At 70.9% G+C, this 20,651-nt stretch carries 15 protein-coding genes; 7 read left to right on the plus strand and 8 right to left on the minus strand.

Annotated features, from left to right (window positions below):
• Positions 1 to 37: 37 nt before the first annotated feature.
• Positions 38 to 1,201 carry an alginate O-acetyltransferase AlgX-related protein gene (locus tag IEY33_RS04455; RefSeq protein WP_188961073.1) on the minus strand — a complete coding sequence of 388 codons (1,164 nt, stop codon included), beginning with the start codon at positions 1,199 to 1,201 and terminating at the stop codon, positions 38 to 40.
• Positions 1,202 to 1,208: 7 nt separating this feature from the next.
• Positions 1,209 to 2,612, minus strand: a complete 1,404-nt coding sequence (locus tag IEY33_RS04460; RefSeq protein WP_188961074.1) for an MBOAT family O-acyltransferase — start codon at positions 2,610 to 2,612, stop codon at positions 1,209 to 1,211.
• Between the two features lie 416 nt (positions 2,613 to 3,028).
• On the opposite strand from IEY33_RS04460, the gene IEY33_RS04465 reads away from it, so the two are divergent.
• Both IEY33_RS04465 and IEY33_RS04470 read left to right on the plus strand, forming a co-directional pair.
• Complete coding sequence (locus IEY33_RS04465; protein ID WP_188961075.1) at positions 3,029 to 5,980, plus strand: EAL domain-containing protein; 2,952 nt, start codon at positions 3,029 to 3,031, stop codon at positions 5,978 to 5,980.
• Positions 5,981 to 6,109: 129 nt separating this feature from the next.
• A complete protein-coding gene (locus IEY33_RS04470; RefSeq protein WP_188961076.1) occupies positions 6,110 to 6,535 on the plus strand; it encodes a response regulator in 426 nt (141 codons plus the stop codon).
• 172 nt (positions 6,536 to 6,707) lie between these two features.
• Here the strand turns inward: IEY33_RS04470 and IEY33_RS04475 are convergent, their stop codons facing one another.
• From IEY33_RS04475 to IEY33_RS04490, 4 genes are all read right to left on the minus strand, one after another.
• Positions 6,708 to 8,768, minus strand: a complete 2,061-nt coding sequence (locus IEY33_RS04475) for a beta-galactosidase (protein WP_188961077.1) — start codon at positions 8,766 to 8,768, stop codon at positions 6,708 to 6,710.
• Complete coding sequence (locus IEY33_RS04480; RefSeq protein ID WP_229670766.1) at positions 8,768 to 9,643, minus strand: carbohydrate ABC transporter permease; 876 nt, start codon at positions 9,641 to 9,643, stop codon at positions 8,768 to 8,770. Before IEY33_RS04480 ends, IEY33_RS04475 begins: the two co-directional genes overlap by 1 nt.
• Entirely contained in the window at positions 9,640 to 10,527 is an 888-nt protein-coding gene (locus tag IEY33_RS04485; protein WP_188961078.1) for a carbohydrate ABC transporter permease, read from the minus strand. The genes IEY33_RS04480 and IEY33_RS04485 overlap by 4 nt, the downstream gene beginning before the upstream one ends.
• Positions 10,528 to 10,647: 120 nt before the next feature.
• The gene (locus IEY33_RS04490; RefSeq protein WP_188961079.1) at positions 10,648 to 11,931 is read right to left on the minus strand and encodes an ABC transporter substrate-binding protein; all 1,284 of its coding nucleotides are present in this window, start codon (positions 11,929 to 11,931) and stop codon (positions 10,648 to 10,650) included.
• A 255-nt stretch (positions 11,932 to 12,186) separates the two neighbouring features.
• On the opposite strand from IEY33_RS04490, the gene IEY33_RS04500 reads away from it, so the two are divergent.
• Positions 12,187 to 13,230 (plus strand): LacI family DNA-binding transcriptional regulator, encoded by a 1,044-nt coding sequence (locus IEY33_RS04500; protein WP_268238811.1) that lies wholly within the window; start codon positions 12,187 to 12,189, stop codon positions 13,228 to 13,230.
• Positions 13,231 to 13,334: 104 nt separating this feature from the next.
• On the opposite strand, the gene IEY33_RS04505 is transcribed toward IEY33_RS04500, so the two are convergent.
• A complete protein-coding gene (locus tag IEY33_RS04505; RefSeq protein WP_188961081.1) occupies positions 13,335 to 14,549 on the minus strand; it encodes a benzoate/H(+) symporter BenE family transporter in 1,215 nt (404 codons plus the stop codon).
• Positions 14,550 to 14,653: 104 nt separating this feature from the next.
• Between IEY33_RS04505 and IEY33_RS04510 the strand changes: the two genes are divergently transcribed.
• Complete coding sequence (locus IEY33_RS04510; protein WP_188961082.1) at positions 14,654 to 16,081, plus strand: aminotransferase-like domain-containing protein; 1,428 nt, start codon at positions 14,654 to 14,656, stop codon at positions 16,079 to 16,081.
• An 87-nt stretch (positions 16,082 to 16,168) separates the two neighbouring features.
• Positions 16,169 to 17,557 carry a LysM peptidoglycan-binding domain-containing protein gene (locus IEY33_RS04515; protein WP_188961083.1) on the plus strand — a complete coding sequence of 463 codons (1,389 nt, stop codon included), beginning with the start codon at positions 16,169 to 16,171 and terminating at the stop codon, positions 17,555 to 17,557.
• Positions 17,558 to 17,713: 156 nt separating this feature from the next.
• Here IEY33_RS04515 and IEY33_RS04520 read toward each other — a convergent pair whose 3' ends face one another.
• Positions 17,714 to 18,118, minus strand: a complete 405-nt coding sequence (locus IEY33_RS04520) for a hypothetical protein (protein ID WP_188961084.1) — start codon at positions 18,116 to 18,118, stop codon at positions 17,714 to 17,716.
• A 191-nt stretch (positions 18,119 to 18,309) separates the two neighbouring features.
• Between IEY33_RS04520 and IEY33_RS04525 the strand changes: the two genes are divergently transcribed.
• Both IEY33_RS04525 and IEY33_RS04530 read left to right on the plus strand, forming a co-directional pair.
• Positions 18,310 to 19,119: an AAA family ATPase gene (locus tag IEY33_RS04525; RefSeq protein WP_188961085.1), complete on the plus strand. Its 810-nt coding sequence runs from the start codon at positions 18,310 to 18,312 to the stop codon at positions 19,117 to 19,119.
• A 215-nt stretch (positions 19,120 to 19,334) separates the two neighbouring features.
• Positions 19,335 to 20,591, plus strand: coding sequence for a vWA domain-containing protein (locus IEY33_RS04530; protein WP_188961086.1), 1,257 nt, complete (start codon positions 19,335 to 19,337; stop codon positions 20,589 to 20,591).
• The last annotated feature ends 60 nt before the right edge of the window (positions 20,592 to 20,651 follow it).

Below are 20,651 nucleotides of genomic sequence, written 5' to 3' on the forward strand. Positions count from 1 at the left end.
GGATTCGGATGTGGGATACGGAGGGAACGGGCGGCGGTCAGGGCATCAGGGGCCTACGGTCCTCGTCCGCCAGCGGGACGGGCAGGAAGCGTTCCGGGATCTCCCACACGAGGACGCGCGGCGGCGCGTCCCGGAAGGCCGGGTCACGCAGGTACGTGCGCAGGCTGCCGCTGAAGTCCGCACCCTCACGGCTCACGTTGACGACCGTGCTGCCCAGCGCCTGCTGCAGCGCGCCGTGGAAGTTCCCGCGCAGGCCGTAACTGCTGCCCGCCAGCACCACCTGCGGCGCGGCGCCGAGCAGGCCCGCACCGAGACTGCCGCCGCTCGCGACCGTGTGCTGCTGCGCCTCGCGGTCTGCGGGGGGACGAAGGCCGTCCGGGGTGTCCTGCAGGCCCATCAGGCGCTGCAGGTCACCGGGCCGCGCGGCCATCGGGTCCGCTGCCGTGACGAAGGTCGCCGCGGGCAGGTCCGGCGCGGCGGCCCGCACGGTCCGGGCGACCGCCGCGGCCGCCGTGCGGGCGCCCGCCTGATTCCAGTGCGTGTCGGTCCTGTAATACTGCGTCTGCGCGCGCGCCGCGGCCGTCATGGGCGTCAGCAGGTCCACCGTGCTCACGCCGCGTGCCCGCAGCAGCGCTTGGAAGGCCCTGTACGTGTCCGTACTCCAGGCGGGCAGGTGCCGTCCCGGCAGGAACGCCTGCTGCACGCGGCTCTTGTTCGGACTGACCGCCACGAGCAGCGTCACGCCGCGCGCCCGCAGCCGCCCCGAGAGGTCCACGATCAGGTCGGCGCGTCTGTGCAGGTCCCGCGCCTCCTGCGGGTGCACCGCGAGTTCGCTGCGCAGGAACAGCCACCCGTCCCGGCCGACCGTCACCTCGTCCGTCCCGCCGCGCACCGCGAGGTACCGCGCGGTGTTCGCCACGCCGACCATCACGGCGCGTCCGGGCAGGTCGGCTTCGAGCCGCGCCTCGGTCATGCGGAAGGTCGTGCCGCTCGCCACGCTGCGCAGGTCGTGCGGAACGGCATGCGCGGCGTCCGGCCTGAGGGCATGCAGTGAGGCCGCCAGACCGAGGAAGGGCAGCAGCAGCATCGTCAGGGCGGACGCGCGGTCCGGACCGTTCAGGGCCAGGGCCGCCGCGAGGGTGGGATGTTCACGCACGCGGCGCAGCAGGGAAGGGGAGGAGGAGGGATTGGTGGTCGTCATGTCGGCCTCAGAACTGGAAGTACAGGAAGGGCGCGTCATGCTGCGCGGCGAGGGTGACGACGGCCAGCAGGAACACCGGAACGCGCGCGTACCCCACACCGTTCAGCACGGCGGGCCGCAGCAGCTGTGGCCGGGCGCGCAGAAGCGGCACGCCGTACACGACGGCCACACCCGCGAGCATCACCGCGAAGCGTTCCGGCGTGAACAGCAGCGACACCGCCGGGGTGAGGGCCGCGCCGTTCGCGCCGAGGAGTCCCCGGTACACCTCCAGGGCGTGCGAGACGCTGTCGCTGCGGAACAGCACGCGGCCCAGGATCACGATCAGCATGACCTTCGGCACGGCGTACCACGCGGGCGGCGGCGGGCGCCGGAAGCGGCGGGCGAGGGCGCGTTCCAGCACCAGGAAGGCCCCGTTCCACATGCCCCACAGCACGAACGTCCAGTTCGCGCCGTGCCACAGGCCGCCCACCGTCATGGTCAGGAACAGGTTCAGCTGCGTGCGGCCCGGCCCGGCCCGGTTCCCGCCGAGCGGAATGTACACGTACTCGCGCAGGAACGCGCCGAGCGAGACGTGCCAGCGCTGCCAGAAGGCCGTCACGGACGTCGCCGTGTACGGGTCGAGGAAGTTCTCGGGGAACACGAAGCCCAGCATCAGCGCCAGCCCGATCGCCATGTGGCTGTACCCCGCGAAATCGAAGAACAGCTGCAGCGTGTACGCGACGCTGCCGAGCCACGCGTCCGCCGCGCTGGGGTGAGCGGCCGTGTACGCGGCGTTCACGAGCGGCGCGAGCGGGTCGGCCAGCAGCACCTTCATGCTCAGGCCCACCATGACGCGCTGCGCGCCCCGCGCGAACTTCTCCGGGGTGTGCGTCCGTTCCCGGAACTGCTCGGCCAGCAGGTGAAAGCGCAGGATCGGTCCGGCCACCAGGTGAGGGAAGAGGCTCACGAACGCCCCGAACTCCACGATGCTGCGCGGCGGTCTGGCCGTCCCGCGGTGCAGGTCCACCAGGTAACTGATCGCGTGGAAGATGTAGAAGGACAGGCCGACCGGCAGCAGCACGTGATTCCACAGGAACGGGTCCAGGCCCAGCGCCTCACGGACGGCGTTGGCGCTGGAGACCGCCATGTTCGCGTACTTGAAATACCCGAGCATCGCGAGGTTGCCGGTCACACCGAGTGTCAGCCACGTCCAGCGGGCGCGGCCGGACGTGCCCATGACGCGCCCACCTACCAGGTACGTGAACACGATCACGCCCACCAGCAGGCCCAGCGCGGCCGGAGCGGCCCAGGCGTAGAACAGCAGGCTGCCGAGCAGGATCGCCCACGAGCGCGCGCGGGCCGGCGTGAGCGCGTAGGCCACCAGGAAGAGCGGCAGGAACAGCAGCAGGAAGATGTAGGAACTGAACACCATACAGGAAACACCTCGTCCGGCCCACAGGACGTTGCCGTTGACGCCCTGACGTTATGGGGGCGGGTGTGTCGCGCGTCTTACAGGGGGCCACCGGCCGGTGCGGCGGGAGGCATGAAGGTCGCGGGCGGCCGTGCGGGCGCGGCTCCGCGCGGGTTTGCATGGCGGGCGTGAGCTGCGCGGCAGGGACGGGCGGCCGGGCGACGCGCCGCCGGACGCGTCCCCGCCCCGCACCTTGAGGCGGGCGGGCGTGTCAGTGTCCTGTCAGGCCGGGCCGTGTACCGTTGCGTCCCTGCCAGCTGAGACGCCGCAGGGACGCTGCGCCGTGAGCTCGTGCGGCCCGCGTGCCGGGCACATGAACGGGGTGAGCTGTGGGCCGGAGTGACAAGGGCGTCAGGTGACGGGCGTACGATCAGGGCATGACCTCTCCCGCCCGTGTCGCGCTGCCGCTGGAGTCGCCGCTGGAACCGGCGGGGCTCAGCATCCTGATCGTGGACGACACGCCGGAAGACGCCGAGCACTACATACGGCTGCTGGGACAGGCGCCGGGCGTGTCGTTCACGTTCCGCCACGCCGAACTCGGCGAGGATGGCCTGCGCCTGCTGCAGGAGCAGGTACCGGACTGCCTGCTGCTCGATTACCATCTCCCGGACATGACGGGCCTGGAGTTCCTGCGCGAGATGCGGGGCCGTTGCCCGGTCATCCTGCTGACCGGCATGGGCGACGAGGCGATCGCCGTCGCGGCGCTGCAAGCGGGCGCGCAGGACTACCTCGTGAAGAGCCAGATCGTCGCGCAGACCTTCGGCCGGGCCGTGCAGCGCGCCCAGGAGAAGTTCCTGCTGGAACGCGCCCTCGACCTCGCGCACACCCGGATGAGTGCGCTGCTGTCCAGCGTTCGAGAGGGCATGGTGGCCCTCTCGCCGGACCTGACAGTGCTGTACCACAACCCGGCTGCCCGCGTCCTGCTGCACTGGGAGAACGGTGAGCGGCTGCCCGCATGGGTCACGGACCTGCCTGTCTTCCGGAGCGGCGTGCAGGACGTCATGCGGGACGAACCCGTGCCGCCCGCCGAGGTGAGGTGCGGCGACACCTGGCTCGAACTGCAGCTGCAGCGGCAGACGGAGGGCCTGACCCTCACCCTGCGCGACGTGACGCAGCGCCGCCTGGAGGTCGAACGCCTGCGCCTGCTGGAGTCGGTGGCCGTCACGGCGCGCGAGGCCGTCGTGATCGCCGAGGCGAATCCCACCCTCGACCCCGGCCCGAAAGTCGTGTACGTGAACCGCGCCTTCACCCGCATGACCGGCTACGCGCCCGAGGACATCGTCGGCCTCACGCCGCGCATCCTGCAGGGTCCGCTCTCGGACCGCCGGACGCTGGACCGCGTCCGGGACCGGCTCGCCCGCTGGCAGACCGTCGACGAGACGCTTCTCAACTACGACAAGAGCGGCAGACCCTTCTGGGTGCACCTGAGCATCACGCCCGTCGCGGACGAGACCGGGTGGTACACGCACTGGGTCAGCGTGCAGCGCGACGTGACCGAGGAGCGCCGCCAGCAGGAACGCGAACGCCTGCGGCGTGAGGTGCTGGAGATGGCAGCGGAATTCCGGCCCGTGCCGGACATCCTCGATGCCGTGTGCCGCAAGCTGGAGATCAGCCTCCCGGAGGTCGTCACGACCGCGTGGCTGCGGTCGGGGGAGACGCTCACGCTCGCCGCGAGCGGCAACGCTGCTCCGTCGGACCTGCGTGAGGCGCTGCGGCGCGGTGCGGGCGTCGTCGTCATCGGCGAAGGTCAGGGCGCCACGGCCCGGGCCGTGCAGGAGCGTACGCTCGTGGTGGTGGAGGACGTGCAGGCGACGCCCGGCGAGCTGCGATCCGGCGCGGCGGGACTGCTCGGGGAGCTCGGTCTGCACGGCGTGTGGAGCGTGCCGATCCTGTCGGCGCAGCCGGGACGTGAACCGTTCGGCGCACTGACCGTCTTCACCTGGCAGTCGCGGCGGCCCCCCACCCCGGAGGAACTCACGGTCCTGCAGGACGCCGCGAGTCTCGCTGCCCTCATCCTGGAGAGCATGACTGCGCACCAGGAAGTCCAGCGGCAGGCGCTGTACGACAGCCTGACCGGCCTGCCGAACCGGTCGCTGTTTCTCGAGCACCTGCAGCGCCAGCTGAATGAAACGCCACGGCACAGGCAGCGCGTCGCGGTCGGCCTGATGGACCTCAACCGCTTCAAGACCATCAACGACACGCTCGGGCACTCTGCCGGGGACGCGCTCCTCGTGCAGGTCGCCGAACGCCTGCGCGCCACGTTCCGGCCGTCCGACATCGTGGCCCGGATGGGCGGCGACGAGTTCACCTTGATGCTGCCGTTCACGAGCGACGTCGAACGTTTCCGGCAGGGCATCGAGGCGCGGCTGCGCGAGTGCTTCACGGCGCCCTTCGTGGTGCAGGGCCAGCAGGTGTTCGTGACAGGCAGCCTCGGCCTTGCCATCACGCCCGACCACGGCCACGACCGCGAGCAACTGCTCAGCGCGGCGGACGTCGCCATGTACGCCGCGAAACGCACCAACCAGGGCCTGCAGGTGTACGACCCGAGCGGCGACGCGCACGACGCGTCCCAGGTCACGCTGGAATCGGACCTCTACCGCGCCCTCGAACGCGGGGAGCTGGAACTGCACTACCAGCCGATCTACCGTGCGGGCAGACGCGAGCTGGTCGGCGCGGAGGCCCTGATCCGCTGGAATCACGCGCGCTGCGGCATGATCAGCCCTGCGAAGTTCATTCCCCTCGCGGAGAGCACCGGTCTGATCGTTCCGATCGGGAGGTGGGTGCTGCGTGAAGCGTGTCGGCAGCTGGTGCGCTGGCGTGAGCGCGCGCCGCACCTCACCCTCAGTGTGAACCTCAGTGCGCGGCAGTTCTGGCAGCCGGAACTCGTGCGGACCGTGCAGGACGCCATGCGGGACATGGGCGCCCCGCCGGAGGGACTGGTGCTTGAGATCACCGAGAGCGTCCTGATGGACGTGCCCGACGCGCAGCAGACGCTCACGCGCCTGAAGGGCCTGGGCGTCCGGCTCAGCCTTGACGACTTCGGGACCGGGTACAGCAGCCTCAGTTACCTGCACCGGTTTCCGCTCGACGCCCTCAAGATCGACCGCTCCTTCGTGATCGGCGTGCGGCCCGAGTCGGACGGGACGGCCGAGACGATCATCCGCAGCGTCATGGTGATGGCGCATTCCCTGAACCTCAGCGTCACCACCGAGGGCATCGAGACGGAGCATCAGGCCCGGTTCATCGAGGACCTGAACGGCGATCTGCTGCAGGGTTTCCTGCTCTCCCGGCCGCTGCCTGTCGCAGCGTTCGGGGCCCTGCTGCCCTGAACGGGTGGGGGGAGGGCAGGTGCGACCGGGGGTCCGTCGCCGTCCTGGCCGCACCCCCAGTCCCGAAAAGATGAGAAATAATGAGGGAACTCACGTTCCGCATCCATCCAGCCTTTATGATGACGGGCGATGAGTGAGCCACTGCGCGTCCTGCTGGTCGATGACAACCCCGCCGACCTCCACCTCGCCGAACTCGCCTTCGAGGAACACCGCGCCGTCGCGCAGGTCGTCACGCGCGACAGCGGCCCCGCCGCCCTCACGTACCTGCGCGACCCGACCACGCCCCTCCCGCACGTCGTGATGCTCGACCTGAACATGCCGATGATGAACGGCTTCGAGGTGCTCGAAGCCATCCGCACCGACCCGCACCTGCAGCACCTGTCGGTCGTGATCCTGTCCACCTCGGACGCCGACAGCGACGTCAAACGCGCCTACAGCATGTTCGCCAGTTCCTACATGCTGAAGCAGGACAGCTTCTCGGACTTCATCGCGCAGATCGACCAGTTCGTCACGTACTGGCGGCAGTGCCAGTTCGCGCACGTCCCGAAATCCTGAACGCGGCGGGGAATGTCTCGGTGCCCTGCCCGGGTGAACGGGGCGCCTCGGCGGGTCGGCACGGGACAGGCGCCCTGGGCTGACCGTGCCCTCGGCGCGAAGCGCGTGAGGCCCACGGCACCCGGCCACGCTCCTCACGCGCGCGACGGGGCCGGACGTGGACGCCCGGTCTTCAGACGGGGCGGGGAGCGGTCTGCGCCTCCGTGACGCGCAGGTCGCTCACCTCGAAGGTGGCGGGGCACTGCACGATCTGCACCCCGTAGGGTGCGAGGCTCAGGGACTCCAGCGTCTCGGCGGGCCGGGCTGCGTCCCGGCCGCCGGGCACGTGCAGGTGCACGTGCTGCGCCGGGTGCATGTTCACGACGTGCAGCAGCCTTGCGCCGTCCACGTCGGACACCGTCACGTCGAGGTGCGCGGGCAGCAGGGCCGTCGGCACGCCCGCAGCGTCCAGCGCGCCCGCCAGCAGCGTCTGCAGCGAACCGTGCGGAAGCTGCGTTCCCAGGTAGTACGCGCGGCCCTGCCCGAAGGCGTGCCGCGTCACGGCCGCACCGCCCGCGAAGTAATCCTCCCCGAAGGTGGCGAGCACCTCGGCCCCGTCCGCGTGCAGCACCTCGCACCACTGCCCGGCGACCGTGCGCTCGCCGGAGTCCGCCCAGGTCACGTGGTTCGTGCCGCCGTCCTGCAGCGGCACCCATTCCTCCACCCACGCGCCCAGCACGTCCTGCAGCAGGCCGGGGTACCCGCCCGGCATGACGTGGTCGTGCTCGTCCACCACGGCGCTGTACGGTCCCATCACGAGCGTCCCGCCGTCCCGCACGTAGGCGCGCAGGCGCTCGCTGTCCGCCCGGCCGAGCAGGTACTGCTGCGGGAGGGTCATCACGTCGTACCGGGAGAGGTCCCCGTCCGGCGGCACGAAGTCCACGTTGACGCCCAGCCCGCGCAGCGCCGCGTACCACGCCTGCACCTGCGGCATGAGCGGCGTTTCGGCCGGCTGGCTCGCCTGCTCCAGCGCCCACCACGACGACCAGTCGAACATCACGCCCACCCGCGCCCGGACGCGCGCGCCCTTCAGGAACCCGAGCGTGCGCAGTTCCTGCCCGAAATCGCGCGCCTCGCGCCACACGCGCGACCGTTCCGGCGGGACGTGTCCCACCATGCCGCTGTGGTACTTCTCGGCGCCCGCCACCGACGCGCGCCACTGGAAGAACATGATGCCGTCCGCGCCGTGCGCGAGCGCCTGATGACTCAGGGCGCGCATCATGCCGGGACGTTTCGGGGCGTTGCGGGCCCGCCAGTTCACGGCGCCCGTCGCCTGCTCCATCAGGATCCAGCGCTGCCCGCCGCGCAGAGAGCGCGTCAGGTCGAAGGCGATGCCCGCCTCCAGGTGCGGCGCGTCGCCCGCCGGGTCCGGGTACGCGTCCAGCGAAGCGACGTCCTCCTCCTGCGCCCACCGGAAGTAATCCAGGCCCTTCAGGAACCCCAGGAAGTTCGTGGTGAGCGGCACGTCCGGCGTCACCTCGCGCAGCGCGTCACGCTCCATCCGGTACAGCGACAGCAGGTTGTCGCTCGAGAAGCGCCGCCAGTCGAGGCCCTGGGAGGGGTTCGTGAAGGTCGGTGCGCGGCGCGGCGGCTGCACCTCCGCCCACGCCCCGTACCGCTGACTCCAGAACGCCGTGCCCCACGCGTGGTTCAGGGCTTCCAGCGTCCCGTACCGCTCGCGCAGCCACGCCTGGAAGGCGGCCGCGCACTGCTCGCAGAAACACTGGTCGATGTGACAGCCGTACTCGTTGCCGACGTGCCACAGCCGCAGGGCCGGGTGCGTCCCGTACCGCGCGGCGATCTCCCGCACGAGCCGGGCGGCCCGCGCGCGGAAGTCCTGATCGCTCGGGCAGTACAGCTGCCGCGCGCCGACCTCCAGCCGCACCCCGTCCGCCGTGACGGGCCGCGACGCCGGGTAGCGCAGCGACAGCCACGGCGGCGGGGACGCGGTGGCCGTCGCGAGGTTCACGCGCACGCCGCCCTCGTGCAGCAGGTCCATCACCTCGTCCAGCCACGCGAAGTCGTACTCGCCCTCACGCGGTTCCAGCTGCGCCCACGAGAAGATCCCCAGCGACACGAGGTTCACGCCCGCCTCCTGCATCAGCCGCACGTCGTCCCGCCACACCTGCGGCGACCACTGCTCCGGGTTGTAGTCTGCGCCGTAGATCAGGCCGTCCTTGAAATCGAATGTCATCAGTCCTTGACCGCCCCGCCGGCAATGCCGGCCACGAATTGACGCTGCAGCGCCAGAAAGAGTGCGAGAAAAGGCACGGTCGCCATCACCGTGCCGACCATGATGCCGCCCCACGAGACGCGCGTCAGGCCGACCAGCGTGCCGAGCGCGACCGGCATGGTGTAACTGTCCTTCTGTGTCAGCACGATCAGCGGCCACAGGTAGTCGTTCCAGCTGCCCAGGAACAGCAGGATCGCCAGCGCCGCGAGGGCCGGACGCACGATCGGCAGCGCGATCTGGGCGTACAGGCGCAGGTCGCCCGCCCCGTCGATGCGCGCGGCGTTCAGCAGGTCGTCCGGCACGGCCGCGAACGCCTGACGCATGTAGAAGATCCCGATGGTGTTCGCGAGCGTGGGGAGCAGCACCGCCCAGTACGTGTTGCTGAGGTGCAGGTCGCGCGCCACCAGGATGAACTGCGGGATGATCGTCACGAAGCTCGGGATGGTGAGCGTCGCCAGGATCAGCCCGAACAGCAGGCCACGGCCCGGGAAGCTGTACTTCGAGAACGCGAAGCCCGCGAGGCTCGTGAACACCATGCTGAGCAGCGTGTAGAGAGTCGAGATGACGACACTGTTCCACAGGGCCCGCAGGAAGTTCGTGTCGGCCTGCAGGCCCCGGAAGTTCTCCAGGAAGGCCCCGCCGAACCATACGGGCGGCGCGGGACTGAAGATGGCACTCTCCGGCTGCGTGCTGAACACCAGCATCAGCCACAGCGGCGCGAGGAACAGCAGCGCGAGCGGCACGAGGCCCGCGTGCAGCCAGAAGCGCGCCGTCCGGTCCCGCGAGCGCCGCGACGGGGCCGCGCCGTCCGTGCGCGGCAGGCTGCGCGCGCTCACCCGTCCCGCCCGAACAGGCGCAGCTGCACGGCGCTGAACACGGCGGCCAGGGCCGCGACGGCGTACGCGATGGCGCTGGAGTACCCGAAGTTGAAGGACTGGAAGCCCTGCTGGTACAGGTACGTGCCGAGCGTCAGGGTGGCGTTGCCGGGACCGCTGCCGGTGATGAGGGACGACTCCGTGAACAGCTGCAGCGTCCCGATCACGCTGAGCACTAGGCAGAACAGCAGGCTGGGCCGCAGCAGCGGCAGCGTGATGCGCCAGAACTGCTGCGCGGGCGTCGCCCCGTCGAGAGAAGCGGCCTCGTACACGTCCTCGCGGATGCCCTGCAGGCCCGCGAGCAGGATGATGGCGTTGTAGCCCGTCCAGCGCCACGTCATGGCCAGGATGATGACCGTCATGGCGGGCACCGGCTGGTTCAGCCAGTCCACGGCGGGCAGGCCCAGGCCCGTCAGGGCGCGGTTCACCATGCCGTAGTCGGTGTTGAACAGCAGGCGGAACACGGCGGAGTACGCGACCGTACCGACCACCAGCGGCGCGAAGAACGCGAAGCGGAAGAGGCCCTGCGCGCGCAGCAGGCGGCTGTTGAGGGCCACGGCGAGCGCGGTGGCGAGCGTCAGCATCAGCGGCACCTGAATCGCCAGGATCACCAGGGTGTTCTGCAGCGCCGTCCGGAACGACTCGTCACTCAGGAGCCGGGACCAGTTGCTCAGCCCCAACGGCGCGGACGGACCGAGCCGCGAGTCCCGGAAGGACATCAGGAAGGAACTGACGATCGGCCACGCCCAGAACGACGCGAAGATCAGCAGGTACGGCAGAATGAACAGATACGGCGCGACCGGCACCCGGGGGCGCCTCGCCGTCCGTGCGGGCAGGCTCGTCATGAATGGACCTCGGTGGGTGGCGTTCCGGCCGGGCGGGGGACAGGGGACGGCAGGGGTGCGGTCCGGACGGCCGTTCCGCGTCCGGCCCGCACCTTCAGTCGCGCGTGGGCGCGCGTCCCGTTATTTCGCGACGGGCAGGCCGGTGGCGCTCGCGATGCGGCGGGCGGCGGCGTCCAGCGCCTCCTGCGCGGTCTTGTACTTGCCGCCGATGAAGTCCGACTGCGTGACGAGCACCACCTGGCGCGCGTCCTGGAAGAACTGCGTGCCGCGCGCCTGCGGGACGTCGCCCAGCGTGTCCAGGATCGTCTGCCAGATCTTCTGGTTGCCCCAGTACGCCTGGCCCTGCGCGACGTAGGGGTCCTTCGAGGCGCTCAGCAGGCTGGGCACGAGGCCCTCGCTCTTCAGCATGGTGACCTGTCCGCCGGTCGTGGCGAGCGCGTTCTGCAGGAAGGCGTACGCGGCGGCCTTGTTCTTGCTGCTGTCGGGGATGGACAGAGCGCTCCCGCCGAGGTTCGCGGCGCGCACGCCGCCGGGTTTGCTGGCGGGCATCGGGTACACGCCCCACTTGCCGCTCAGTTCGGGCGCGTTGGTGCGGATGGTGCCCTCGTACCACGCGCCGTACATGGCGCTGGCGGTCTTGCCGGCCTTGATGTTGGTGATCTGGCCGCCCCAGTCGCCGGTCGTGACGACCTGCGCGTCGTACAGTTTCTTGACGGTGTCGAGCGCCTTGACGCAGCCCGGCTGGTTGACGGTGATCTCGGTGCCGGCGGTGTTGAAGTAGAAGCAGCCGTTCTGGTTGGCGAGCATCCGGAACCACTCGTCGTCCTTGCCGTTGCCGACGGTGCCCATCTTGACCTTGCCGGCGAACTTGGTGTTCAGTTTCCGGCCTGCGGCGATGAAGTCGTCCCAGGTTTTGATGGCGGCGGGGTTGATGCCCGCCTGCTGGTACAGGTCGCGGCGGTAGAACACGGCGACGGGGCCGCTGTCCCAGGGCATGGCGTAGCGTTTGCCGCCCGCCATGAGTTCCGTCCATTTGAAGGCCGGGAACTGCGCGGCGAGCTTGTCGGCCCCGAGGGTGTTGAGGTCGGTGAAGCAGTTCGGGAAGCGTGCCCAGAACACTTCGGCCTCGTTGTTCTCGATGCTGTACACGTCGGGCAGGTCGGTGCCGCCTGCGGCGCAGCCGGCGAGGCCGCGGTCGTAGGTGTTCTGGTTGCCGAGGTCGACGACGTTGACCTTCACGTTCGGGTACTTCTTGTTGAAGCTCGGCACGGTGGACTGCAGGGCCTTGGCGGCGACGTCCCAGGACCAGACGGTGACGGTGCCGCTCAGGTCGGCCTGGGCGGAGGCGGTGCCGGTCAGGGCACTGGCGAGGGCGAGGGTGGCGAGCACGGTGAGCTTGTTCATGGGTCTCCTTGGGCGTGAGAGGGTGTGGGGAGATTCGGGTCGTGAAGTAACCGGTTACTCAGACCGGTCGTTTTGTTCCGACAATTTCAGTAACCGGTTACTCGTCGTATGAACTCCTGATCGTTAGGCACTTGTGCCGCACACCTGACCCCTGGCCACGTGCGGTTTGAAAGTTGAGTGCCTGGAGCATACAGTTGAGTAACCGGTTTCGCAAGGGGGTGCATCATCCGCAAAAAAGCCGCCACCATCTACGACATCGCCCAGGCCGCCCAGGTCTCCGTCGCGACCGTCTCCCGCGTCCTCAACGGCCACACCACCGTCAACGACACGCTCCGGCAGCGCGTCGAACAGGCCATGCACGACCTGCGCTTCCGCCCGAACCGCATCGCGCAGACCCTCTACCACCACCGCTCGCAGACCATCGGCTGCATCCTGCCCGACATCGGCAACCCCTTCTTCTCGCAGCTGTTCCAGCACCTCGAAATGCTCGCCTTCGAGCGCGGCTACACCATGATCATGGGCAACACGCTCAGCACCCGCGCCCTCGAACGCACGTACCTGCAGGCACTCAGCGAACGGCAGGTGGACGGCCTGCTGTACCTCGGCGGTCTCGCCAACGACGCCACCCCCGACCCGGAAGACCTGCGTGCCGTGCAGGATGTCGCCGAACGCCTCCCCGTCGTTGTCGTGAACGGCGACCTGCCCGTGCCCGGCGTGGTCAGCAGCGTCCGCTCCGACGAACGCGGCGGCACGCGCGCCCTCCTCGATCTGCTCCGCGCGCACGGGCACACCCGCGTCGCCTTCCTCGGCGGCCGAAGCGACATCGGCAACACGCTGGAGAAACTGGAGGAGTACCGCGCCGCCTTCCCGGACCTGCCGCCCGACTGGGTGCAGCTGAGCGGCCTGAGCATCGACGCGGGCCGAGGCGCCATGACGGCCCTGCTGCGCCACCCGCAGCGGCCCACCGCCGCCGTGTGCATCAACGACCTCGTCGCGGCGGGCGCCCTCGCCGCCGCGCGCGAGCACGGCCTGACGCTCCCGCGCGACCTGTCCGTCACGGGCTTCGACGACGTGTTCGTCGCGCAGGTCGTCACGCCCACCCTGACGACCGTGAACCACGACGACGCCTCCCTCGCCCGCCACGCCCTCGACGCGCTCACCGGCAGCATCGAAGGAGAGCGGCCCGAACGGCACATCCTGATTCGCAGCAGCCTCGTGACGCGCGGCTCCGTCACCGACGCGCCCACCCTGCACCCCCTGACCGGGAACGCCACCCGCCGCGCCCGCACCGCCCGCTGACGCTGCGGGCGGGTCGTGCGGGTCGCACGGAATGCGTCTGGTCCTTCCGGATGAGTTCATCGGGTCGGAACGAACCGATGGACCCGGATTCGTATCGGTTCGTGTCAGGCGGTCCGGGCCGGGCGGGATTCGGCCCAGTGCACCGCCAGGCCCGCCAGGATGCCCCAGAACGCCGACCCGATCCCGAAGGGCGTCACGCCGCTCAGCGTGACGAGCAGGATGACGGGCGCAGCGAGGCGACCGCTGGCGCTCCCGTGGAAGGCGCCCTGCAGGCTGCTGCCCGTCGCGGCGAGCAGCGCGATCCCCGCGAGGGCCGCGAGCGCCTGCGGCGGCAGGATGCCCATCAGGTGCAGGAAGGTGCCCGCGAACAGTCCGAAGGCGATGTTGAACACGCCCGCCCACACGGCCGCCGTGTAGCGCCGCGCCGGGTCGGGGTTCGCCTCGGGGCCGCTCACGATGTTGGCGAGCAGCGCGCCGAGCGTCAGGTTGTGGCACCCGAAGAACGCCGCGCCGACACTCGCGGCGCCGCAGGCCTGCATGACGGGTCCCGGCGCGGGCTCGTACCCGTTGGCCTTCAGCACCCCGAAGCCCGGCACGAACTGCCCCGTGAAGGCCAGCAGCGTGAGCGGCAGCGCGAGGTTCAGGGTGGCGTGCACGCTGAACGCCGGAAGCACGAACTCCGGGCGGGTCAGCGTGAACGGCACGCTCGCCGGGTGCCACAGGTGCAGCGCGCCGCTCGCGGCGACCGCGACCAGCAGCACGCCCGCCACCGCCCAGCGCGGCGCGACCTGCCGCAGCACGAAGTACGCGATGAGCATCGCGCCGACCAGCACCGGCGTCTGCTGCGACGCCTGCAGGGCACGGAATCCGAAGGGCAGCAGGATCGCGGCGTTGAGCGCGGCGGCGAGCGGCGTGGGGATGGCCTGCACGATCCGCGTGAGTGGCCGGAACGTGCCGAGCAGGATCACCAGCACGGCGGACGTGACGAAGGCCCCGACCGCCTCGCTGAACGGCACGCCCGGCAGGGCCGTCACGAGGAGCGCGATGCCGGGTGTGCTCCACGTGCTGATGATCGGCATGCGGGTCCGCAGGCTGAGGAGGATGCCGGTCACGCCGGTGAACACGGCGTGCGCCCACAGCCACGACATGGCCGTGCCGCTGGAGAGGTGCGCCGCCTGCGCGACCGAATAGATCAGGACGTTCGGTCCGGCCCAGCCGATCAGGATGGCGATCAGACCGCTCAGGACGCTGCTCGGCTGCGTGTCGCGCCAGAATCCCCGTGTGGGGCCGGGCGTGGCGGGGACGGGGTGGACGGTCATGGCTCCAGTGTGGATGCAGGTGGACTGCTGCGCGAGAGGCAATACTGGACCAATTGGACTGCATGCCTTCCCAACTGGCCGGATTGGACTGCTACACTCGGGGTATGGACTCCCCGCACTGGACGGCCCTCCTGAGCGGCTGGCGCGACGCGCCCGGCACCCTCCCGTCCCGCCTCGCGCTGAAGCTCCGCACGCACATCCAGGCGGGCCGCCTCAGCAGCGACGACCCGCTTCCCGCTGAACGCGCCCTCAGTGCCCTGCTCGGCGTGAGCCGCAGCGTCGTTGTCACCACCTACGACGACCTCGCCGCCGGAGGCTGGATCACCCGCAGGCGCGGCAGCGGCACCCGTGTCGCCGCCACCGCCCCCCGCAGGCAGGGCGTCCTCACGCTCCGCACGCCGCTCAACCAGACGCCCACACCCGACCGCGAACTGGACTTCACGCACGCCGTCCCGTACCTCACGCCCGCCCACCGGCAGGAACTCGTCGCCGCCGCACGGGACGCCTTCCAGGAGAGCCTCTACCATCCGCTCGGCCTTCCGGACCTGCGCGCCCTGCTCGCCGACACGTACCGCGCAGAGGGGCTCCCCACCCGCCCCGAGCAGGTCTTCATCACGACCGGCGCGCAGCAGGCCATCTCCCTGACCGCCGGGACGCTCCTGCAACGCGGGGACGCCGCCCTGATGGAGACGCCCACGTACTTCGGGGCCATCGACGTGTTCCGCGCGGCCGGCGCGTCCCTCGTCGGCGTGCCCGTCGGCCCGCACGGCGTGCGGCACGAGGACTTCCTGACGGCCGCCCGCACGCACCACCCGCGCCTCGCGTTCCTCACGCCCACCTTCCAGAACCCCACCGGGACCGTCATGCCCGCCCGGACCCGCCAACTCATCGCGGCGCACGCGCACGACACGGCCCTGCCCGTCATCGAGGACGACACCCTCATCGACCTGGACTTCGGAGACGGTGACGGCCGCCACGTCGTCCCGCCGCGCCTCGCGACGTACGCGCCCGACGCGCCCATCGTGAACGTCGGCTCGCTCAGCAAACTGTACTGGGCGGGCCTGCGCGTCGGCTGGATGCGCGTCCCCGACCTGCTGCACGGCCCGCTGATGCAGGCGAAGACCCTCACGGACTTCGGCGGCAGTCTTCCCGCGCAGCACATCGCCCTGCGGCTCCTGCAGGACCTGCCGCGCCTGCGCCGCGAGCGCCGCGAGCACGTCACGCACGCCCGCGACCTGCTCGCGCACCTGCTGCGCACGCACCTGCCCGGCTGGAGTTTCGACCTGCCGGACGGCGGGCAGTTCCTGTGGGTGCGCCTCCCGACCGAGCACGCCAGTCACTTCACGCACCACGCCGCGCGGCACGGCCTGCGGCTCTTCCCGGGCGCGTCCATGGGCGTCCAGACGCTCCCCGACCATTACCTGCGCCTCCCGTTCACGGTGGACCCCGCCCGCCTCCCGGACGCCGTCGCGAGACTTCAGGCGGCCTGGGCGTCCTTCCAGATGCGCGAGGGAGGCGAGCGCCTCGCCTGACTCCCCCCGCCACGCGCGCCGCACCGTGAGGGCCGCGTCAGCTGCGCTTCATGATCCGGCCCGCCCCGCGTGCTCAAGTGTTCACCCATGACGCGCCGACTCCTGCCCCTGCTCCTCCTGCTCGCCGGTGAGGTGCTGGCCGCCCAGGCCGCCACCGTCCGGCCCGGCGACACCCTGTACCGCGTGTCCGTCCGGACGGGCGTCACCGTCGCGCACCTGCGGCAGTGGAACGCCCTGCAGGGCACCACCATCCATGCCGGGCAGACGCTGCGCCTCACGCCGCCCACCGCCCGCCCTGCCGTCCGGGCCGCGACCACGTTCGCCGCCCCCAGACCTGCACAGCCCCGCACTGCCCAGTCCAGTCCCGCCCGGCCTCACCCTGTCCAGGCCCGCACGTACCGCGTGATGCCCGGCGACACGCTCAGCAGCATCGCCCGCCGCACCGGCACCACCGTCCGCGCCCTCCAGACCGCGAACCGCCTGCGCGGCACCACCCTGCAGCCCGGGCAACGCCTCACCCTGCCCGCCGCCGCCCACGCGCCCGCTGCCCACGCGCCCGCCGCCCCAGCACGGCCCCGCACCACCGAGGTGCGCGTCGTGTACCGCCACGTCCGCGTCACCCTCAAGGACACCGAAGCGGCCCTCGCCCGGCGTTACCACACCACGCCCACCACCCTGCGCGCCCTCAACCACCTCGGCCGGACGTCCGTCCAGCCGGGCATGAAGGTGCTCGTCCCGCAGCGCGTGCCCGTCCCCATCCCGCCCGCACCGCGCGGCGCGGCCGTCACGCACAAGCACCTGCGGCCCCTGAACGTCCCCGTCGAAGTGCTGCACGTCGACCTGCGCCACCGCGGCGTCCTCGTCACGCCCGTCCTCCCCGCGGGCGGACTCGGCAGCGGCGCGCGCGTCAGCACCCTCGCCGCCCGCAGCGGCGCCCGCGCCGTCATCAACGGCGGGTACTTCCACGTCACGTCCTACCAGCCCGCCGGGGACCTCGTCATGCAGGGCCGTCTCCTCACGTGGGGCCGCATCCCCACCGCGCTCGCCATCACGCCCGACAACCGCGCCACCATCGCGCCCAGCACCACCGCCCTCCTGGGAAGGCCGCTCGACGCCACCTGGACCGGCATGGAGACCGTCATCGCGACCGGCCCGCGCATCCTGCGCGCGGGCGAAGTGCAGCGCACCTTCAGCGCCGCGTACCACGACACGGGCGTCTTCCGCCGCGCCGCCCGCAGCGCCGTCGGCCTGAACGGCAACCGCGACCTGGTCTTCGTCAGCACCCGCACGCCCCTCACCGCGCCCGAAATGGGCAAGGTCATGCGGCGACTCGGCCTCCGGGACGCCCTGCTCCTCGACGGCGGCAGCAGCACCGGCATGAGCGTGCAGGGCCACACTCTCCTCGAGAGTGGCCGCAAGCTGAGTTACGGGATCGGCATCTACGCCGACTACCGGGGCCGCCGCTACGCCCGCTGAACCGGGCGCTGCGCCGCTCCGCCGGGTCTCATACGGTTTTGATCCAATTCCAGGGATGGCGGGAACACCACCGCCATCCCATCCATCTCCTCAAAACCGTACTCTTTGACGCTCGCTCCGCTCGGCTGAACTCTATAAGTTCAGCTCAAACCTTTATCAGGGCGCCGTGCCGGACGGTCTGTCCAGGACCGCCGCGACTTCCGAGCCGTCGAGCTTCGGACCGGTCATCGTGCAGTGGAAGCCCACCCGGCGGGAGGTTCCGGAGGCGTTCTTCACGTCCACCGCGCTCACCCATGTCCATGAGGCTGTGGTGCGCGACCACATCGGCGGTGCGCTTTCAGGGACCGCCCTGATCCGTTTCCCGAGCTGGTACTGTGCGCTGGCCCAGCAGCCGTTCCGGACATTGGCCGCCGTGGCAGCCGCCAGTGAATCAGCCGCGTACCCCTCACGGAGTGCGCGTTCGGTCGCTGACTGCTGGTCGGCCGCTGCTCGCCGCGCGGGATCGTTCCAGACGGTGTAGGCCGACAGGCCGAGCGACGTGAGCGCCAGCACGATGCCCACGATCTGCAGCGGGGAAGTCCATCCTGGCGGACGGGACCCCGGTTCCCCTGTGCCCTGGTCCTGTGGTGTACCGATCGACCTCGTCATGCCTCACGGTATACACCTTCGGGCGGCTTTCCGCCGTGTCAACAGTCGCTCCTCCGGCCGTGGGTCGCGACGGCCCGTGCTCGTTTCGCCCCTATCATGGGTGCATGGATGATCCGCGCGTGCTGCTGCCGCTGGCTGGGCTGTCGTTCGGTTCGCCGTCCGGCGCGGCGCGGTCGTCCTTTCCCTGGACGGTCCCGTTCGTCCGTCAGGAGCTTCGCCTGCAGTTCGGGCGCCCGGTCACGCTGTTCGTCGGGGAGAACGGGGCGGGCAAGAGTACCCTGCTGGAAGCGGTGGCCGTGGAGGCCGACCTGCCGAGCGCGGGCAGCGAGGACGTGCAGCGCGATCCGACGCTGTGGGCCGCGCGTGAACTGTCGTCGTGCCTGCGGCTGTCGTGGAACCGGCGGGCGCGCACGGGGTTCTTCCTGCGGGCCGAGGATTTCTTCGGGTACGCGCGCCGCACGCAGACGATGAAGGCCGAGGCCGAAGCGGAACTCGGCCGCATCCGGGCGGTGGACGGGCCGCTGGCCCTGCACGCGCAGCCTCACGCGGGCGCGGTTCACGCGCTGCGGCACCTGTACGGTGAGGGGCTGGACGCGCGGTCGCACGGGGAGGCGTTCCTGCGGCTGTTCGAGGCGAGGGTGCGTGGGGGCGGGCTGTTCATTCTGGACGAGCCCGAGGCGGCCCTGTCGCCGCTGCGGCAGCTGTCCCTGATCTCGCTCGTCCGGGCGGCGGCGGAGCGGGGCGCGCAGTTCCTGATCGCGACGCATTCCCCGGTCCTGCTCGCGTTTCCAGGCGCGCAGATCCTGCATGTGGACGCCGAGGGTGTGCGGGAGGCGCGGTATGACGATCTGGAACACGTGAGGCTCATGCGGGATTTCCTGGCGAATCCGGGGGCGTTCCTGCGGCACCTGTAGCGGCGGGGCTGTATGGGCGGGGATCTGGCCGGGGCGGACTCCGCCGAAATACTTACATATCCATTAAGCGTTGACAACCTGAATTGTCATTGTTAGTGTGGAGGGGTCCGCCCACCCTTCACCCTCCAGGCCGTCAGCCCACCCCCCACCGACCTCACCGCACCCGCTGCGGCGAGCACGCCCCCGTCCACCCCGGCGCGCGAAAGGAGCATCCGATGACCCAGCCCACCACCCCCCACCCCACCATCACCTTCCGCCCCCTGCGCCCCGCCCTGCAGAGTGGCGAGGACCAGTTCCTCGACGTGCTCGTGCGCGTCACGCCGCCCGCCCGCCCGGAAACGCCCACGCCCCGCGCGCCGCTCAACGTGTCGCTCGTCCTCGACCGCAGCGGCAGCATGCAGGGCGAGAAGCTCGACACCGCGAAACGCGTCGCGCTCGCCGTGCTGGACGACCTCGGACCGCTCGACCGATTCAGCGTCGTCACCTTCGACGACGCCGTCCACGTCCTCGTGCCCAGCACCACCGCGCAGAACGCCGCGCACGCCCGCACCCTCATCCGCGGCATCGAGGTGGGCGGCAGCACCGCACTGTTCCCCGCCTGGGTCGAAGGGTCCACGCAGGTCGCCGCGCACCTCGCGCCGGGCGTGCTGAGCCGCGTGCTGCTGCTCAGCGACGGGCAGGCGAACGCGGGCCTCACCGACCCCGCCGCCATCCGCCGTCACGTCGCCCGGCTCGCGGAGCGCGGCGTGAGCACCAGCACCTTCGGGATGGGCGACGACTACGACGAGGAACTCCTCGAAGGCATGGCGAACGCCGGGGACGGCCACGCGTACTACGTGGAGCGCGCGCAGGACCTCTCGGCACTGTTCGCGGCGGAACTGCGCGGCCTCGCCGCACAGTACGGCCGCACCGTCAGCCTCGGCGTGGAACCGAACCCAGGCACCGGCATCCGGCTGCACGACACGCTCAACGACTTCGAGCAGAACGCGCTCGGCCGGGCGCAACTCCCGAACCTGCAGTACGGCGACGCGACCGACGCCGTGGTGCGCCTGCACGTGCCCACCCCCGAGCAGACCACGCTGCTCCCCGTGATGCGCGTGCGCCTCGCCTGGACGGACCCCCTCACGGGACGCCGCAGCATCCTGCGCGCGCAACTGGACCTGCCGGTCCTGCCGCAGGACACGTACGCGGCCATCCCCGAGGACGAGGAGGTCGCGGCCACCGTGACGCGCCTCCTGCTCGCGCGCAGCAAGGCCGACGCGGCCCGCGCCTGGAAGGCCGGGGACCACGGGGCCGCCGCGCACGCCATGACGACCGCGTCCATGCTCGTGGCGTCCGCGCCGCCCTCCGAGTACCTGCAGGACGACATCGCGGAGTTCCGCGTGCTCGAAGCGCACGTGCAGCATGGCGACGAGGCGCGCGCCCGCAAGATCGCGTCCAGTCAGGCATACAGCCGCCGCCGCAGCCGCTGACTTCCCCCGGTCCACCTTGACACGGGCACGCCGCCGACCCTCGGAGGGTCGGCGGCGTGC

The organism is Deinococcus aquiradiocola (assembly GCF_014646915.1).
In the GTDB taxonomy this organism is placed as follows: Bacteria; Deinococcota; Deinococci; order Deinococcales; family Deinococcaceae; genus Deinococcus; species Deinococcus aquiradiocola.

What these genes read in the sequence shown, in the direction of transcription:
- IEY33_RS04455 (WP_188961073.1), bottom strand. Translation starts at nt 1,201, where the DNA reads ATGACGACCACCAATCCCTCCTCCTCCCCTTCCCTGCTGCGCCGCGTG.
- IEY33_RS04460 (WP_188961074.1), bottom strand. Translation starts at nt 2,612, where the DNA reads ATGGTGTTCAGTTCCTACATCTTCCTGCTGCTGTTCCTGCCGCTCTTC.
- IEY33_RS04465 (WP_188961075.1), top strand. Translation starts at nt 3,029, where the DNA reads ATGACCTCTCCCGCCCGTGTCGCGCTGCCGCTGGAGTCGCCGCTGGAA.
- IEY33_RS04470 (WP_188961076.1), top strand. Translation starts at nt 6,110, where the DNA reads ATGAGTGAGCCACTGCGCGTCCTGCTGGTCGATGACAACCCCGCCGAC.
- IEY33_RS04475 (WP_188961077.1), bottom strand. Translation starts at nt 8,768, where the DNA reads ATGACATTCGATTTCAAGGACGGCCTGATCTACGGCGCAGACTACAAC.
- IEY33_RS04485 (WP_188961078.1), bottom strand. Translation starts at nt 10,527, where the DNA reads ATGACGAGCCTGCCCGCACGGACGGCGAGGCGCCCCCGGGTGCCGGTC.
- IEY33_RS04490 (WP_188961079.1), bottom strand. Translation starts at nt 11,931, where the DNA reads ATGAACAAGCTCACCGTGCTCGCCACCCTCGCCCTCGCCAGTGCCCTG.
- IEY33_RS04505 (WP_188961081.1), bottom strand. Translation starts at nt 14,549, where the DNA reads ATGACCGTCCACCCCGTCCCCGCCACGCCCGGCCCCACACGGGGATTC.
- IEY33_RS04510 (WP_188961082.1), top strand. Translation starts at nt 14,654, where the DNA reads ATGGACTCCCCGCACTGGACGGCCCTCCTGAGCGGCTGGCGCGACGCG.
- IEY33_RS04515 (WP_188961083.1), top strand. Translation starts at nt 16,169, where the DNA reads ATGACGCGCCGACTCCTGCCCCTGCTCCTCCTGCTCGCCGGTGAGGTG.
- IEY33_RS04525 (WP_188961085.1), top strand. Translation starts at nt 18,310, where the DNA reads ATGGATGATCCGCGCGTGCTGCTGCCGCTGGCTGGGCTGTCGTTCGGT.
- IEY33_RS04530 (WP_188961086.1), top strand. Translation starts at nt 19,335, where the DNA reads ATGACCCAGCCCACCACCCCCCACCCCACCATCACCTTCCGCCCCCTG.